General features: G+C 63.3%; 17 protein-coding genes and 1 tRNA gene. 8 read left to right on the forward strand and 10 right to left on the reverse strand.

Going from position 1 to position 16,058, the window contains the following annotated elements:
- The first annotated feature begins 348 nt into the window (after nt 1-348).
- Complete coding sequence (locus ABID58_RS30615) at nt 349-2,205, forward strand: alkaline phosphatase family protein (protein ID WP_354036579.1); 1,857 nt, start codon at nt 349-351, stop codon at nt 2,203-2,205.
- 58 nt (nt 2,206-2,263) lie between these two features.
- Here the strand turns inward: ABID58_RS30615 and ABID58_RS30620 are convergent, their stop codons facing one another.
- Nucleotides 2,264-2,842 (reverse strand): hypothetical protein, encoded by a 579-nt coding sequence (locus tag ABID58_RS30620; RefSeq protein WP_354036581.1) that lies wholly within the window; start codon nt 2,840-2,842, stop codon nt 2,264-2,266.
- Nucleotides 2,843-3,234: 392 nt separating this feature from the next.
- On the opposite strand from ABID58_RS30620, the gene ABID58_RS30625 reads away from it, so the two are divergent.
- Together ABID58_RS30625 and ABID58_RS30630 are read left to right on the forward strand one after the other, a co-directional pair.
- Nucleotides 3,235-3,894 carry a peroxiredoxin gene (locus ABID58_RS30625; RefSeq protein ID WP_129272345.1) on the forward strand — a complete coding sequence of 220 codons (660 nt, stop codon included), beginning with the start codon at nt 3,235-3,237 and terminating at the stop codon, nt 3,892-3,894.
- Nucleotides 3,895-4,100: 206 nt separating this feature from the next.
- Nucleotides 4,101-4,385, forward strand: a complete 285-nt coding sequence (locus ABID58_RS30630) for a histone (RefSeq protein ID WP_354036583.1) — start codon at nt 4,101-4,103, stop codon at nt 4,383-4,385.
- A 58-nt stretch (nt 4,386-4,443) separates the two neighbouring features.
- Here ABID58_RS30630 and ABID58_RS30635 read toward each other — a convergent pair whose 3' ends face one another.
- The 3 genes from ABID58_RS30635 to ABID58_RS30645 form a co-directional block, all read right to left on the reverse strand.
- Nucleotides 4,444-5,187, reverse strand: a complete 744-nt coding sequence (locus ABID58_RS30635) for a hypothetical protein (protein WP_354036584.1) — start codon at nt 5,185-5,187, stop codon at nt 4,444-4,446.
- Nucleotides 5,188-5,276: 89 nt separating this feature from the next.
- Complete coding sequence (locus ABID58_RS30640; RefSeq protein WP_148750394.1) at nt 5,277-6,155, reverse strand: DMT family transporter; 879 nt, start codon at nt 6,153-6,155, stop codon at nt 5,277-5,279.
- A gap of 89 nt (nt 6,156-6,244) precedes the next feature.
- On the reverse strand, nt 6,245-6,691 hold the full coding sequence (locus tag ABID58_RS30645) for a hypothetical protein (RefSeq protein ID WP_148750393.1): 447 nt from the start codon (nt 6,689-6,691) through the stop codon (nt 6,245-6,247).
- Between the two features lie 305 nt (nt 6,692-6,996).
- Between ABID58_RS30645 and ABID58_RS30650 the strand changes: the two genes are divergently transcribed.
- The 3 genes from ABID58_RS30650 (at nt 6,997) to ABID58_RS30660 (ending at nt 8,963) form a co-directional block, all read left to right on the forward strand.
- Entirely contained in the window at nt 6,997-7,260 is a 264-nt protein-coding gene (locus tag ABID58_RS30650; protein WP_354036586.1) for a hypothetical protein, read from the forward strand.
- Nucleotides 7,261-7,502: 242 nt separating this feature from the next.
- Nucleotides 7,503-7,772 carry a hypothetical protein gene (locus tag ABID58_RS30655; RefSeq protein ID WP_354036588.1) on the forward strand — a complete coding sequence of 90 codons (270 nt, stop codon included), beginning with the start codon at nt 7,503-7,505 and terminating at the stop codon, nt 7,770-7,772.
- A gap of 225 nt (nt 7,773-7,997) precedes the next feature.
- A complete protein-coding gene (locus ABID58_RS30660; protein ID WP_354036590.1) occupies nt 7,998-8,963 on the forward strand; it encodes an AraC family transcriptional regulator in 966 nt (321 codons plus the stop codon).
- A gap of 170 nt (nt 8,964-9,133) precedes the next feature.
- On the opposite strand, the gene ABID58_RS30665 is transcribed toward ABID58_RS30660, so the two are convergent.
- The 3 genes from ABID58_RS30665 to ABID58_RS30675 form a co-directional block, all read right to left on the reverse strand.
- Nucleotides 9,134-9,210: transfer RNA gene (locus ABID58_RS30665), tRNA-Arg, on the reverse strand.
- A 157-nt stretch (nt 9,211-9,367) separates the two neighbouring features.
- Nucleotides 9,368-9,883, reverse strand: a complete 516-nt coding sequence (locus tag ABID58_RS30670; RefSeq protein WP_354036591.1) for a hypothetical protein — start codon at nt 9,881-9,883, stop codon at nt 9,368-9,370.
- 163 nt (nt 9,884-10,046) lie between these two features.
- The gene (locus tag ABID58_RS30675; protein WP_354036593.1) at nt 10,047-10,589 is read right to left on the reverse strand and encodes a hypothetical protein; all 543 of its coding nucleotides are present in this window, start codon (nt 10,587-10,589) and stop codon (nt 10,047-10,049) included.
- Between the two features lie 151 nt (nt 10,590-10,740).
- Here ABID58_RS30675 and ABID58_RS30680 point away from each other — a divergent pair, with 151 nt between their 5' ends.
- Entirely contained in the window at nt 10,741-11,127 is a 387-nt protein-coding gene (locus tag ABID58_RS30680) for a VOC family protein (protein WP_148750387.1), read from the forward strand.
- A gap of 50 nt (nt 11,128-11,177) precedes the next feature.
- On the opposite strand, the gene ABID58_RS30685 is transcribed toward ABID58_RS30680, so the two are convergent.
- Complete coding sequence (locus ABID58_RS30685) at nt 11,178-11,675, reverse strand: hypothetical protein (protein ID WP_148750386.1); 498 nt, start codon at nt 11,673-11,675, stop codon at nt 11,178-11,180.
- A gap of 262 nt (nt 11,676-11,937) precedes the next feature.
- Between ABID58_RS30685 and ABID58_RS30690 the strand changes: the two genes are divergently transcribed.
- On the forward strand, nt 11,938-12,288 hold the full coding sequence (locus ABID58_RS30690; protein ID WP_354036594.1) for a GrlR family regulatory protein: 351 nt from the start codon (nt 11,938-11,940) through the stop codon (nt 12,286-12,288).
- An 8-nt stretch (nt 12,289-12,296) separates the two neighbouring features.
- On the opposite strand, the gene ABID58_RS30695 is transcribed toward ABID58_RS30690, so the two are convergent.
- Entirely contained in the window at nt 12,297-14,984 is a 2,688-nt protein-coding gene (locus ABID58_RS30695; RefSeq protein ID WP_354036595.1) for a PAS domain S-box protein, read from the reverse strand.
- 90 nt (nt 14,985-15,074) lie between these two features.
- Nucleotides 15,075-15,989: a DMT family transporter gene (locus ABID58_RS30700; protein ID WP_354036596.1), complete on the reverse strand. Its 915-nt coding sequence runs from the start codon at nt 15,987-15,989 to the stop codon at nt 15,075-15,077.
- Nucleotides 15,990-16,058: the final 69 nt, after the last annotated feature.

The raw sequence follows: 16,058 nt of genomic DNA on the forward strand, positions 1-16,058 counted from the left end.
AACAAGCCGCGAGGACAAACAGCTATGTGTATCGTTAAACAGAGGTCTCGTGCCCCGGACGCAGCGCAGCGCTCCTTCAGCGGTGCGCGGCAGAGCCGGGGCCCATGCAGCAGCGCACTGTGTCGCTTTCTGGGTCCCGGCTCTACGCAGCAATGCGACGCGTTGCAGCGCGTCCGGGACACGAGGGCGTCCGTACCCAGCAACGATAAATCCGTGGACGCGTGGCCACCGTCCCGTCACTTCTGCATGTACTTTCGCTCTTGTAACAAAACCGTCACGCAGCAAAACTAAACGATTGCCGGGGGCCGCGGTTCGGCGGCCAAGCCGCCTCACCGCTAGGAGATTTAGATGCGCCGTTCACTGGTGTTGCTGTCAGCCGGACTGACAGTGCTTTCCACCGGATTTGCCTCCGCCCAGAACAACACGCCCCGCAACCTGATCCTGTTCATTCCCGACGGGCTGCGCGCACTGAAGATCACCCCCGAGACCGCGCCGGCCATGGCCGAGGTCCGCGACAAGGGCGTCAATTTCAAGAACTCGCATTCGCTGTTCCCGACTTTCACCATGGCCAACGGCTCAGCGATGTCGACCGGCCATTATCTCGGCGACACCGGCGTGTTCTCCAACACGATCTGGACCAACTACACCTCGGTGCCCGCCGGCGACACCGTGGTCCCCTTCATCGAGAACGACGCCGTGCTCGGCGACATCGACGAGCATTTCAAGGGCGACTATCTCAACGAAGAAACTGTGTTGAAGATGGCCCGCGACAAGGGCTTCAGCACTGCCGCGCTGGGCAAGCACGGTCCGACCTACCAGTGGGACCACACCGATCATCCCGACAAGCCCGGCCTGCATTCGGTCGTGTTCGACGACGCCACCGGCACCAAGATTGGCGTACCGCTGTCGGACGAGGTGAAGGCGGCGTTGACCAAGGCCGGCCTTGCCCTCGCCGCGCCGTCGCGCGGCGACAATGCCAAGGCGGGCGATGCCAAGACGCCCGGCACCACCGTCGCCAACGTCGCACAGCAGGCTTATTTCGCCGATGTCGCCACCAAGGTGCTGCTGCCGATGTTCAAGGCACGCAACAAGCCGTTCGTCCTCGTTTTCTGGTCGCGCGATCCCGATGGCAGCCAGCACAACACCGGCGACAGCCTGAACCAGATCCTGCCAGGCATCAACGGGCCGACCTCGATGGCTGGTATCAAGAACGCCGACAACAACCTCGCCCAGATCCGCAAGGCACTCGACGAGCTTGGCCTTTCCGCCAACACCAACATCATGATCCAGGCCGACCACGGCTTCTCGACCATCTCCAAGGAGAGCAAGACCAGCCCATCGGCCAAGCTCAACTACGACGACACGCCGAAGGACTTTTTGCCGATGGGATTCCTGGCGATCGACCTTGCGAAAGCGCTGGACCTGCCGCTGTTCGACCCCAACGACAAGAACGCCGCCGTCACCGGCAACGCCCATCCGAAGGCCGGCAACGGCGTGCTCGGCAAGGATCCGACCAAGCCCGACCTCGTCATCGCCACCAATGGCGGTTCGGACCTGATCTACCTGCCGAATAAGGACAAGAAGCTGGCAGCGAAGACCATCAAGGCGCTGATGGAGCAGGACTACGTCTCCGGCCTGTTCGTCGACGACCAGCTCGGCCGCTTCCCCGGCACCCTGCCGCTGTCGAGCATCAATCTGCGCGGCAAGGCGGCAACGCCGACGCCGGCGATCGTGGTCAACTTCCGCTCCTATGCCAGCGAGTGCGGCGAGGCGCCGACCAACTGCTCGGTGCAGGTAGCCGACACCGTGCTGCGCCAGGGCCAGGGCATGCACGGCAGCTTCAGCCGTGGCGACACCTACAACTTCATGGCTGCGATCGGTCCGGACTTCAAAGCCGGCTTCGTCGACGAGCTGCCGGTCAGCAATGCCGACGTCGGCATGACTGCGGCTCAGCTCCTCGGCCTGCGCGGCTCGGAGAATGGCGGCTTGGTCGGCCGCGTCATGTCGGAGGCGCTTCCCAACGGCATCGTGCCGAAAGCGTTCAAGGCGGTGGAGAAGTCGAAGAAGAAGTCCGAGAACGGTCTCGAGACCGTGCTTAACGTCCAGCGCGTCGGCAGCCAGCGCTATTTCGACGCCGCCGGCTTCCCCGGCCGCACGCTCGGCCTCGAGCCGGACGCCGGCAAGCAAAAAACGGCGGGGAAATAACCCCGCCGCTCTTTTTCGCGCCTCGCAAGGGGCGCGGGAATGTCTTGGTCCTTAGTTCTTACATTCCAATGTCGAACACGTTCGGCAATTGGCCCGCCAGAGGCAGTGCGGTGGCGCCCAGAAAGGTCGCCACCATCGCCATCAGGCGACGGTTGTTGTGGCGCTTGCCGCGCATCTGGCCGGCGATCCACTCCAGCATCTCGCTGTTGACCTTGGACGCATAAGACGGCGCCCAGCTCTCGATGTCCTGCGCCAGCGCGACATTGCGCGGCGGCACCTTCAGGCCGGAGGCGCTCGCGGCGTAATGGGCCACGGCCTTGGCAAGCAGATCGTCGAACCGGCCACCATCGGTGCGCTCGGTCGCGGCTTCGTTGATCTCAAACAGTGCCTCGGCTTCGGCGCGGCTGACCGGCTGGTCGTTGACGGCGGTTGCGGTCAGGATACGGACGCACCAGGCGGTGTCATCGGCATCGAGCGAGCGGGAAAAGTGCACCCGGCCCTTCGTGGTTGGGCCTTCGCCCGTGATCACGCCGTCGCGCACGATGGAGAGCGCATGGGCCGCGGTATCGCGGCAGGACGGTTCGAGGGACGGCGACTCAACGGACTTCTCAACGGACTTGGGCAGTGCGGCGGACATAGTTCACTTCCAGATTTCTTCTGATCGACCAGCATTTTCATGCGGGCGTAAAGGGGTGGTTAACGATTCGATATGGGGATCGCGACTTTTCTCAATGGTTGCCGATTAGTCGCTATGAGGACCGTTTCGGTTCCGGAGAGCGTCGGGCGAGCGTGATGCGGGTCATAAAAGGCTTTATCGGGGCAATCCAGCCCCGTCATCCCGGGTGGAGATGCTTCGCCGCAGGTGCCCCTGTAACAGAAAGATGCTAGGAGATCGGCTCTTCAGAGAAGGAATTCACATTTTACTTGAAGCGGTTCACTTGGCGTTCACTTGGCCTCGCCGAGGCCCTATAATGATGCTGACGGCCAGACAGTAATTCCCAAGCAAATTCAATGCGATGAGGTAGAACCATGACACTTCCGATCGGCACCACCGCACCCGACTTCGAAGCCGAGACCACCGAAGGGAAGATCAAGTTCCACGACTGGATCGGCAACAGCTGGGCCCTGCTGTTCTCGCACCCGAAGGACTTCACGCCGGTTTGTACGACGGAGCTCGGCGCTCTCGCCAAGTTGAAGCCGGAGTTCGACAAGCGTGGCGTCAAGTTGATGGGCCTCTCGGTCGATCCGGTCGATCGCCATTCGAAGTGGTCGGAGGACATCAAGGAGACGCAAGGCGCCGCCCCGAACTACCCGATGATCGGCGACACCGATTTCAATGTCTCGAAGCTCTACGAGATGCTGCCGGCCTCGACCTCGGGCGATCCCCTCACCCGCACGCCGGCCGACAACCAGACCGTTCGCAACGTCTTCATCATCGGGCCGGACAAGAAGATCAAGCTGGTGCTGGTCTATCCGATGACCACGGGCCGGAATTTTCAGGAAATCCTGCGCGTGATCGACTCGCTCCAGCTCACAGCGAAGCATCGCGTCGCGACGCCGGCCGACTGGTCGCAGGGCGAGGACGTCATCATTGCGGGCTCGGTCTCGAACGACGAGGCCAAGACCATCTACCCGCAGGGCTGGAAGGAACCGAAGCCCTACATCCGGATCGTGCCGCAGCCGAAATAAGGACCGTTATCCGGTCACACGATCCGCCACCAACGGACCCGCGGTCGACGAGACCGCGGTCACCACCGCGCCCCAGCAACCGATCCTCGATCATGCCAAGGGACGCGAGCGCGCGCTCGCCGCTTCCGCAAAGGTTGAGCGTTGCTTTGACACTATTATGAAACCCGCTATCGTCATCGCTCCATGCAAACCGTGGGGGACACGATATGGACGACGATAAGCCAATCACCGAGCAGGCGATGCAGACGATCACCAGCGCCGTGGACGTGACCAAGGACGCCGCAGTCACCGCCGCGAAGAAGGTGAAGAAGGCCGCCAAGAAGGTTGCGAAGAAAGTCGCGCCGAAGAAGGCTTCCAAGAAGAAGGCCAAAAAGGCCGCCAAGAAGTCGTCGAAAAAGGCAGCCAAGAAGTCCGTGAAGAAGACGGCCAAGAAAGCAGCCAAGAAAACGGCGAAGAAAGCCGCGAAGAAGAAAAAGAAGGCCAAGCGCTGATCGCAGCGCGTCTCCGGGTGTGGGCGCGCCCGGAGACGTCTCCTCTACCGGCCCGGCCCTACCCTCTCCGCTTCGACGCGCGCCGGCCCGGGTGGTGCTTTCCCTTCGGATCGCGAAATTCGCTGCGATGGCCGCGCCGGTCTTCGGCGTTGAAGCGCCGCCGCTTTGCGGGTGAGCCGAACGCCTTGATCACCTTCCTCCCGTTGACCTTCTTGATGACATAGCCACCCTCGGTCATCGAGAACGGCGCCTTCAGCGTTCCCTTGTGGTCGAACTTGGTGCCGCGGGGATGCTTGAATGGCTCGAACCAGGACGGATAGACGAAGTTCGACATCGGCAAGCCGTCGACGTCGAAGGAATCCTCCTCAACGGCGTCGCAGACCTCATAGGCGTATTGGGTATTCGGATTCTTGTCAGCCCAGAGATTGGCCATGGGGTCGAGCACCATCTCGAACAGCTCGTGCGACGCCGCCACGCTGATCGGCTCCTCGCCCAGTGCCTTGACGAAGATCTTCGAGATCGGCTGGCCGCGATGGGTCAGCTCATGGCGCCCGAGCATGTTCTTGTGCAAGGCATTGTCGAAATAGACCAGTTGCCAGTCGGTGGCCTTCGGCTTGCGCGTGACATAGAGGTCGACCGGATAGCCCCACACCGGCAGGAAATGCTTGTCGTAACACTTCTGGAGCGCCGCGGTGAGCTGGCTCATCTCACGGTCGTTGATCGACTCCCTGGCGTAGTTGATGCAGGCAATCCGAACCGGCTTCAGGGATCTGCCGAGCAGTGCGCGCTTCGCCTTCTTCATGGAAATCACCGCGTGAAAGGGAAACTGAAATGCGGCAAGCCTAGCACGAACGCGGCCTGCACGTCAGGGATGTATTCCGGCAGCGGCGCCTACGAGCCGAAGCGCCGGTTGACCACGAATACCGCGGCCGCGCACATCGCCATGCCGGCGATCGCCAGCGCATCGAGCTTCTCGCCGAACAGCAGATAGGCCATCAGCGCTGTGACGGCCGGCACGAGGTAGAACAGGCTCGCAACCGACGTCGCAGCGGCGTGGCGGATCAGCCAGTATAAAAGGCCTATCGATCCGATCGAGAGGGCAACCGCAAGCCAGCCGAGCGCGAGCACGAACTCCTGCGTCCAGTGCACGACACGATCCTCGAACAGGAAGGCGCCGACCGTGAAGAAGATCGTGACGGCCACATACTGGACGAGATTGCCGGCGCGCCAGTCGATGTGGTTGCAGTAGCGGCGCTGATAGAGCGTGCCGAGGGTGATGCTGATCAGCGAGACCACCGATGCGAGCCAGCCGAGCCCGGCCTCGCCGGTCATGGGGCGGTTGTGCAGGATCAGCGCCACGCCGCCAAGACCGAGCAGCAGTCCGCCCCATTGCACCGGCGTCACCTTCTCGCCGAGCCAGCGGTTGGCGATGGTCGAGGTCAGGATCGGCTGCAGGCCCGGAATGAGCGCTGAGAGTCCCGCCGGAATCGAATGGGCGATCGCAATCGCGGTGCCGCCGAGATAGAAGCCGTGGACGAGAATGCCGGCGACCGCGCTGTGCGCGATGCCGATGCGATCGGGCCATTTCGGACGGGCAACGCCTGCAATGATCGTCATCAAGCCGACCACCACCGCCATGCGGATGGCGAGGTAGGTCAATGGATCGGCGTTGTTGATGACGTATTTGGTGCCGATGAAACCGGTGCTCCAGAGCAGCACGAACAGCACCGGTGCCGCCCTTGCGGCCAAATGATCTTGATTATGATTCATTGCCGTCCTCATTGCCCGAGCGGGGGCGGTGCGGCAATGCGAATTTCGGATGCTGCGCTGCGAGGAAGACGACGGCTCAGATCAGCCGATCACCATTCTTCCGGACAGGGATCGATGATCTTCCAGAGCTCGACCCCGTTCTTGATTTTCTTCATGTCGGTGGTGAGTCCGCCGTTGCGGCGGATCCAGTCCTTCACCGTATCAGGATAGTACGACATCAGGTCGGACGTCCCTTCCGCACTGGTGATCTTCATGCCGAAGGTGAAGGCCTTGTCGTAATACGCCTGGTGGAAGCCGAGGCTTGCGCGCGGCGTCACGCAGATCTTGTTCATCGGCACGATGCCGAGCACCAGCGTGCAGGCCGAGTTGCAGATGCCGTCGATGATGACCCGCTCGCCCTTGTCGCGAACGCGCTTGTACCTGACCTTGTACTCCTCGACGTAACCGCCATGGTCACGCGTGATATGCAGCTCGGCGCGCGCTGGCGTGGCAGCAGCGACGAAGAGCAACAGCAGGCTGAGGAGCGTGATGCGCATGGCGGCGTGACGACGAAACCTTGCAGGAATGAACCGGCCTCGAAGAGCCCCCAAGGAAAACCCCAGGACGCCGGCGGAAGGAATCTTAAACCGAATTCTCTTTGGCCATACTTGTGTGGGGAATTCGTTAAGCATCCCCAAAAGGCCAAAAATGGGCAGGCTTCGAGCCCAGTTCCGGCAATTCTGTCACACCCACCGGGGAATCTGCTGGATTTGCCCCGATTTCCGGGCCTGGGACGGGTGCCCCGGCGGCCCGAAATGGCTATAGATGGCAGACTTAGTCGCGCGGGTTCCGGAGAATCGAGATGAGCAAGTTGAAGCTTCTAGCCGCGGTTGCTGCCCTGTCGGCCGCAATCCTAGCCCCTGGTCTTGCGGAGGCACGAGGACACCACCGGTACCATCGCTATTACGCCAACCCACTGCCCTACCAGATCAGCTATCTGCACAATTACGGCCCGGGTATCACCCCCGGCACCTTCGCCTTTTACGATGGCCCGTCGACCAACCACTGCTATCAGAGCGCGGCCGCCTATGTCGGCCAGGATGGCCGGCGGCACCCCTGCTACTGAGGGGAGCCGCGGCGGCGTCTTGCGGCGGGCTGTCTAACCGAGGGCCCCTCGACAGCAGCACCTGCTTCTCGATTTCATAGACCAGCAGCTTGACGGGTCCTTGCCGACCTCGCTCCCGGAGCGCGTGGCATCGATCGTCCGGAGCGCGCCGCTCGCCTTTCATCAGTATTACATTTCGGTTCTGCCACAATTTGATCAGAACAACTTCGATATTCTGTATTGCGTAAGTGGAGAAAGACATCATGAAGCTGAAGATCGGCCTCGTCGCCGCGTCCCTGTTCGGTGCCATCGCGGCATCGCCGACGGCATCGGCCATGCCCGTTGCGCCTGCACCTGCGACGCCGCAGGTCTCCGACGTCGAGCAGGTCCGCATGGTCTGCAACGCCTGGGGACGCTGCTGGTGGCAGCCGAACGTCTACGGCTACGGCCCCGGATATTATGGGCCGCCGCGCTATTACGGTCCCCGCTATTACGGACCGCGTTATTATGGCCCCCGCTATCGCCGCTGGTAAGATTGAAGGGGCCTTCGGGCCCCTTCGCTTTTGCGAAAAGACCTCACCACCGGTCAGCCGATGAGCCGAGACCGTTGACGGTGACATCGGTCTGAGAGCTCCTCGTGGCATGATGTCCGCAATATTACGGCACTGAATCCTGTTTACTGAATCGTCGTGTTTCGCCATTGATGGCCATGTACCAACGTTCATTTTATTGTCACATTGCAGCATCCGGCCAGACGCATGTTCTTCGACGCTCTCGCCCCCTCCTCCGCGCTCCAACTGACCCGGTTTACCGACGTCGACGCGTTTCGACCGGCTGAGTCGCTGGAAGACGCCCGCAGCATTCCGCTCGACGTCGCCAATTTCGCAGCCGCGCGGGCAATCGTGAACTTGCCGGCATGCAGGATTATCGTCGCGAGATCGTTTGCGCGTATCCTTGACACCGCCTACCGCGCGCCAGGCGGCATGGTGATCCTGCCGATGAGCGATGATCTGCGCGCCAGCTCGAGCGGAATGGACATCGACTCGCGCTTCTTCATTGCCCTGCGTGGCTACCATGACTGCCACTTCGTCGAGCCCCAGATCAATCATCATGCGCTGATCATGTTCTCGCCCACGCTCAGGGATCGCGGATGGTTCGATCGAGCCGACGCATTGCGGGTTCGCATCGCAGACCCCGCCGCTCATCTCTACGCGCGGCAGCTTGTGCAAGACATCCTCAGGACCGCATCGGTCGCGCCGCAGATGTTCGAGACCACGGAAGCCGCCGCCCATCTCCAGGAGGGGCTGCTGCTCGCCTTCGATGACCTGTTTCGAACGAATCCGCTGTCGGAGCGTAGCGCCCCGAATGCGGGCGCGCGATCTGCCAGGCTCGTCCAGCGGATCGACGATTACGTCGCTGCCTATCCGACCTCCCCGATCTATACCGCCGAGCTTGCTGGTGAGTTCGGCGTCTCGATCCGGACCCTCGGCGGTGCTGTGGCCAAAGTGCGCGGCATGAGCCTGCATCAATACATCCGCCTGAAGCGGCTGTGGGCTACCCGCACGCAGCTTCTCAGGAGCGGTGGTGCGTCGGTCGCCTCGTGCGCGCGCGCCCAGGGCTTTCATCACCTCGGCGAGTTTGCCGCAGCGTACCGGACGACCTTCCACGAAGCGCCCTCGGACACTCTCGCGCGGGCCCGGCAAACCGGTCTTCCGGCCAACTGATCACAACCACACGGCGCGGTGCCTGCCTTGGCTCGCCCGTGAGGCCGCTTCGGAACCTGTTCCTTCGAGCCGCGTTGGCCGGTCCGAGCAATGCGCCGCCAACCCCAGGGCGAGGACTTGCAGAATCGGTCAGACCTGAAGGCTCTGGCACGGTCTGGACACCGCTTGAATGGCGCGCTCGGAAGGATTCGAACCTCCGGCCCTCGGAATCGAAATCCGATGCTCTATCCAGCTGAGCTACGAGCGCCCTGATGACCCCGCGTATTGGGCCACAAACCGAAGCGTCGCGGACATAGGCTGGGAGGCCAGCTGATCTGCGACGCTCGGATCGGTACGAATTAGCAGAGAGGTCGAACAATAAAAAGCCCTCCCCGCCTTTATCGAGGCAGGACAGAGGCGCGCTGTTACCAGGTCGTGTTGAAAAGACCGAAATGCGGCTGCTGTGCGACCAGCATCATCGGCTGACCACGCTGAGGCGCCGGACGCGCCCGGGCCACCTTGCGCTTGCGCTGGGCTGGGACCTGAACTTGCTGAGCCTGGGTCGTCTGAGCCACCTGACCCTGCGGCTTGGCGTCGACCTTCCTGGCCGCCGCCACGTCGCCCTTCGGCGTAAACTGAGCAAAGGTCTCGCGCACCCGCGTCTTTGCCGACATGTCAGCCAATACGTCCGCCTGCGCGGTCGGCTGAGGTGCCGCGACGGCAGCCGTCTTCGTCACCGGCGCGGCAACGGTCGGCTGGCTGGTGTCGAGCACGACGCGTTCGGGCGGATGGCGATCGGACCGGATCCGGATCAGCGGCTGATCGTAGCTTACACCCGCAACGACCTGCGCAACCGGCGACGTCGGCCAAACGAAATCAGCCACGAACAACAGGGCGAGCAGAGCTCCACCGACGAACATGAAATAGCGAAAGATGGGCATTGGCCGCGCTCCGCCCCCCGCATCCCCGCGTGGACTAACCGCCTTAACAGGCGATCCTTTAATTGGTTCCTAGGCCCAGCCGTTCGGTTCAAATGGCAACGCCAAGTTTTTCCACCAAGGGGCAAGGACGGTAACTTTTCCGCTAGCGGAATGTGGGGGCCCTTTAGGCGCGCCGCGCCGTCACCAGCGAGCACTTCGCCTGATCGGCGTTCACGTTGACGAATCCGACGGGGACGCGCGCAAAGGTCTTGCGACTCTTCATGCCGACAATATCGGCCAGCACACGGCTGCGGTCGGTCAGATGGCTGCCGTCGCGCCGCATGAAGGCGCAGACGATCTCGACATCTCTTACGGCATACTCATTGTCATTTCGCACGGTAAACGTAACAAGTGCCTTCGAGCCGAGTCCGCCGCGCCGCCAGGTCTGCGATGAGATCGTCATCCGGTCGAGCCCGGCCGCCTCCGCAGTGGAGGTATCTGAGGCGGTTGTCGGGGGAGCTGGATCGATGCTTGCCAGCGCCAATTTCGTAGGCTCGCCTTCGGAGGGCGGCATCAGCAGCCAGACGGCACCGCCAACCACGAGCATAGCCAGCAGCCACAACAGGCCTCGCTTGAGCCAGACACTAGTTGGGGGCTGGCGCCGCGGCGGGTCTTCGCCATTGCCAGCGAAGCTTCCCCGTCCGATCCGGCCAAACCCTGCGTTCATGGGTGCGTCACTCGCCTCCTTCCTCAATCCGTGAGACGAACTAAGGTTCCCGCAACCGCGCGAATCTCGGATAGGACCGCGGTAGCGATCATCGATCGGGATCGCTAACATGCGCTGCAACACCGCGAAGGCCCTATCGGGAGGAATTGAAATGCCAGTCGTCGTCACCTGGGATCACATCCATCTGCGCAGCCCCGATCCGGAAACGACCGCGGCCTGGCTGCGCGATATCCTCGGCGGCGAAATCGTGCGCGCGCCGGGACGCATCGACGTGAACCTGGGCGGCGCAAGGATCTTCATCGCGCCGCTGGAGGGCGAGAGCGCCGTCAACCCGCCGCCCCCGCACCCCCATCAGGGCCTCGACCATTTCGGCCTCACGGTGAAGGACATCGACGCCGTCGCCGCCGAGATCAAGGCCAAGGGCGTGGCGTTCACCCGCGAGCCGACCACGATCCGGCCCGGCGTCCGCATCTGCTTCATCCGCGGCCCCGAAGGCATCTCCATCGAGCTGCTCGAGCGCGACAAGAAGTATACCTGACGCAGCGCCGCATCTGAGATCGAGGATAAGCCGGGTGCGCTATCGCCCGGCTAAGTCATGCTACCTGGCATAAAGCAGCGGATCGTGACGCCCATGTAGCCGTAGATCGGCCAGACCATGGTGCGTCCGACCCGATTGGGCTCAGAGATCACGGCCTCCTCGGGCACGTCGACCCAGACGAGCTCTTGCTCCCGGCCCTCGATCACGTAACCAAGGCGCGGGATGCGGACACGGTAGTGCCCGTCCTTGCTCTCCCAATCGGAATCCGAGATCGCGGAGCCGTCGGCATCGGAGCAGCATGGCCCCTTGCCGCTGCGCAAGCCGTCGAACCAGGCTTTCAGCTCTGTACTGGTGTTGACAAACTGGCCGCGATCGCGTGCGTGCCCAATCGGGGCAACCAGCGCGATCAGCGCCAGCGCGCAAGCAAGACTTGCCGCGCTTCGCCACCGTGTGGGACGGCCGATCCGCCGTCGTTGTGTTTCGCAATTCGTGGGACGCGCACTGTACAGATGCGGCTCATCGCCGCCGGAATCGATCCAGTTGCTCACGTTCGTCTTGCTCCAGCACCCCGCGGCCAGTGCAACGATGGTTATGCATTTCGCGGGCCAACTCTGATTCGCAACGACTGGCCTCGCTGTAGGATGAGACCGTCATAACCGCGTCACACACAAGCTGGGACAATTACGGTTCGCGTGCCGGCACGGGACACCACCGCCGGCAAAACTGCCGCGTTGCGCGAGGGGTTGCGCTTTGGCATAAAAGCTTCACTGGTTACGCCATTGGGCGATGGCGGCCGGCCAACGGGACGTTATGAAGAACGGCCTCTATTCGATTCACGTGACCCTGCTCGACGGTCGAGTCGGCAAGGGCAGCGGCGTGATTCTTTTCCGCGACGGCCAGATTCTTGGCGGCGATGCCTATCTCTATTACACCGGCAGCTACAAGGTGAAGGACAACACCTTCAAGGGCGAGGTACTGGTGCAACGGCACACCTCCCCGCGTGGCGACGACAATCCTCTGTTCGGCGGCCCAACGGCAGTCGGCATCGGCGTCAGCGGCACCTTCACCGATACGCGGGGTGATATGACGGGCACCGCTCTCGTCGGAAAGGCCAGCCAGATCTTTGGCGCCACCCTGCACAAGCTCGCCGATATCGATTAGCCGGCCGACTATTCCGCAGCCTGCTCGAGCGGTGCTGTGCGCGGCAGGATTATCTGGATGCGCGTCCCCTCGCCCGTCTCGGAATCGAGGTCGAGCCGCCCGCCGAGTCGGTTCGTCACGATGCTGTAGACGATGTGCAATCCGAGACCGGTGCCACCCTGGTCGCGCCGCGTCGTGAAGAACGGATCGAAGGCGCGGCGACGCACGTCGAGCGACATGCCGCAGCCATTGTCAGCGACGATGATCTCGACATTGTCCTTGCCGGACTCGCGCACCCGGATGTCGATGATCCCCGGACGTCCGTCCGGAAAGGCGTGTGCCACCGAATTCAGGAACAGATTCGTCAGCACCTGGCCGTAGGGGCCGGGATAGCTGTTCATGGTGAGGTTGGGCTGGCACTCGACGTTGAGCGTCAGGTTCTGTTTGCGCAGGCCCGGGCGCAGGCTCATCACCACCTGCTCGGTCAGGTCGGCGAGATCGAAGCTGCGCTGGTCCGAATAGTTGCGGTCGGCCGCGACCTGCTTGAACGACTGGATCAGCTCGGCTGCGCGGTTGAGATTGGAGACGAGCTGCGAGGACGCGTCGCGGCTGGTGTTGAGATAGTCGTTCAGTGTCGAGCGGCGAAGCTCGCCGCGCTCGACTTCGGCGCTGAAGATCGCGGTCTTGCGTTCCAGCGCAGAGGCAACCGTGAGGCTGATGCCGACGGGATTGTTGACCTCATGCGCGACGCCGGCGACTAGGCGGCCGAGGGCCGCGAGCTTCTCCGCCTCGATCAGCGAGGCCTGGGTCTCGCGCAGATTGCGCAGCGCGGTCTCGGCGGCGTCCTTCGCCTTCCGCATCTCCTGCTCGCCACGCTTGCGCTCACCGATGTCGAGCGCCACGGTGACGATCCGCTCGATCTCGCCCTCGGCATCAAGCAGCGGTAGCTTGTTGACCAGCCATTGCCGCATGTTGCCGGAGGAATCCTTGTACTCCTCCTCGTAGAAGCCGAGACCTTTGCGGAAACTGAGCACGCGCTTGTCGTTCTCGTCGGTCTTGGCGGCGCCATAGCGCGACATCAGGTCCGCGGTGGTGCGGCCGAGCGCGTCACCGGGCTCGATGCCGAAGATGCCGGCCATGTAGCGGTTCATCAGCACGTAACGCAGGTCGCGGTCCTTGACGTTGATGACGGCGGGCACGGTGTCGATGACCTGCTGGAGCAGGCGGCGGCCTTCGGCGATGGCGTCTTCCGCCCGCTTCTGGTCGGTGATGTCGCGCAGTGTGCCCTCGTAGCGGACGATCCTGCCCTGCTCGTCCCGCACCCCGGTTGCGCTGTCGGAAAGCCAGAGAACATTGCCGCTGCGCTGGCGCACCTGATATTCGAACTCGCGCACCATGCCGTCGCGGTGCATCAGCCGCTGATACTCGACGCGCGCCTCGGGATCGACGTAGATGGTGTGGGCGATGTCGTTGATGCTGTCGATCAGGTGCTGCGGGCTGTCATAGCCCATCATCCGCGCCAGGGCCGGATTGGCGTTGAGTAGGTCGCCGGACGGCGTCGTCACGTAGATGCCGTCGACCGAACCCTCAAACAGTTTGCGATAGCTTTCCTCGGCCAGCCGCTGCTCGGTGAGCGCTCGCACGGCTGCCTCTCGTGCGGTGTCGGCTTCTTCCAACGCGCGACGGAACACCTCTGCCGCGCGTGCGATGTCGCCGATCTCGTTGTTGAGATCGGCCGACGGGATCGACGTATTCTTCTCGCCCGCCGCAAGGGCACGAATGGAGCGCGCGATCTGGGCCAGCGGACGCACCGTCCGGCGCACCACGAAGCCCGCGGCGAGGATGCCGATCAACACACCCATGCTGCCGAGCACGATGCTCTGCCAGCGCGCCTCCGCAAGCGTCCGGGCGAAATCGCGCGACAGCACGTGGCCGCGGCGGTCGCTGACGTCACGGAGCAATTCGGTGACGCGGCCGATCAGCCGGCCCTCGGTTCCCAGCACCTCCCGGTCGATATCGGCGATCTGCCGTTCGCGGACAGCGACCGCGACGAGGGCATCGGCGTAATTGTTCACGGCCGCCTTCAGCCTGCTATCTGCGATGTCCATCGCCAACATGCCCTGCGCAGCCTGTTCGGCCGCGGACGGGTTGCGTGCGAGCAGCCCGAGCGCGATCCGGCTCTGCGCCTCCGACAGGCGGGCGGCGAGATCGCGGTCTCCGCTTTCGGAGACCGCCGCATCGAACTGATCGCGCAGCGGCGGCAGCCCGGCGAGCAACTGCGCACGGCGATCGATCAGGGTCGAGATCCGCTCCAGCCCGCTGCGGTAAGTCGCTAGCCGCTCGGAGACGCCGTCGATCATGTCCTGCTGTTCAGGGGCAAGATCGATACGGGTCTTCTTGAGGATGTCGCTCAGGGTCGAGGCGGCCTCGCCCACCTGCTTGAACTGGATGCCGGCACCGGGATCGGTGACGAAGTCACGCGCGGCGAGCCGCAGGTCGTTCATGCGGCGGTCGATGTCTTCCGCCAGATCGCCGACGCTTTGCAGCCGCTGCAGCTCGGCGAAGGTGGCGTCGATATGCCGGATCGCGATCACGCTGGCGGTCGAGGTGACGATGATTACCGCCAGCACCAGAATGAAGCTGCCGAACGTCATCTGACCGATCGACAGCGAAAACGATCGATTCGGCGGCAGATTCGGTGGCGTTTCGACGGGCATTGGGGCGGAACCGGACTCCATACACCCCTAATATACGCTGTATCGCGGCTCCGGGGGAACATGCCTCCGACATTGGGAAGCAGTTGTTTTTCATGATGGTTTAACAACAGCCGGGCGCCGAGCCGGGACCGTCATGGCGGCAACGCCGAGGACGACGCAGGCCAAGCCAATCCAGGCGGTCTGGCTCAGGGTTTCCTCCAGGAAGGCGACGCTGATGGCGACCCCGATCGGGACACGGAGATAGGCCTGGGCGGTGGTTCCGACCGAGCCGAGGGTCTGGATCAGGCGGAAGTAAATGGCGAACGCCGCTGCGGTCGAAAACACCGCCAGCGCGAGCAGCGCCAGGACCGAGCTCAGCGAGGGCGATAGTGCCCAGGGCGCTTCGAGCACGAGCGAGGCCGGGATCAGCACGGCCGCGCCCGCCAGCAGCGAGCCGGCCGCGGGCGCCAAGGGATCGAGGCCCTTGAAGCTCCGGCCGAAGATCGCAGCGCAAGCGTAGCAGATGGTGGCGGCAACGATCGCGGCTTCCGCGACGAGGCCGCTGCCGATGTCGTGGAGCGCATCGACGCCGACGATCAGCAGGATGCCGGCCATGCCGGCCACCACGCCGAACAGTTTCCGCGGGGTCGTGGCCTCATGGCGGGTGACGACCCCGGTGAGCAGGAAAGTGAAGATCGGGCCGGCCGAGTTGAGGATGGTAGCCAGCGCAGCATCGACATGGCGCTCGCCCCAAGCGATCAGCGTCCAGGGGATGACGCTGTTGAGCACGGCCTGGAACGCGAAGCGCTGCCAGGTCGCGACGTCCCTGGGAATCCTGATGCCCCTCGCCCACATGACGACGAGCAGCAGCAGGCCTGCGATCGTGGTGCGCGCGGCGACCAGCGTGACCGGCGGGATGGTGGCGACGCCAAGCTTGATGAAGGTGTAGGACCCGCCCCACAGCGTTGCGAGCGCGACCAGCAGCGCCAGCTCGACGGCGACATTTGTGTCCTGCCGGTTATCCATGGCGCGCTCCGTCCAGCTTTCAGTGGATGGAACATACAGCGGCCACAGGCGCAATAGTTCGTCGTACGT

Source organism: Bradyrhizobium sp. S3.2.6 (genome assembly GCF_040546885.1).
GTDB lineage: Bacteria > Pseudomonadota > Alphaproteobacteria > Rhizobiales > Xanthobacteraceae > Bradyrhizobium > Bradyrhizobium cytisi.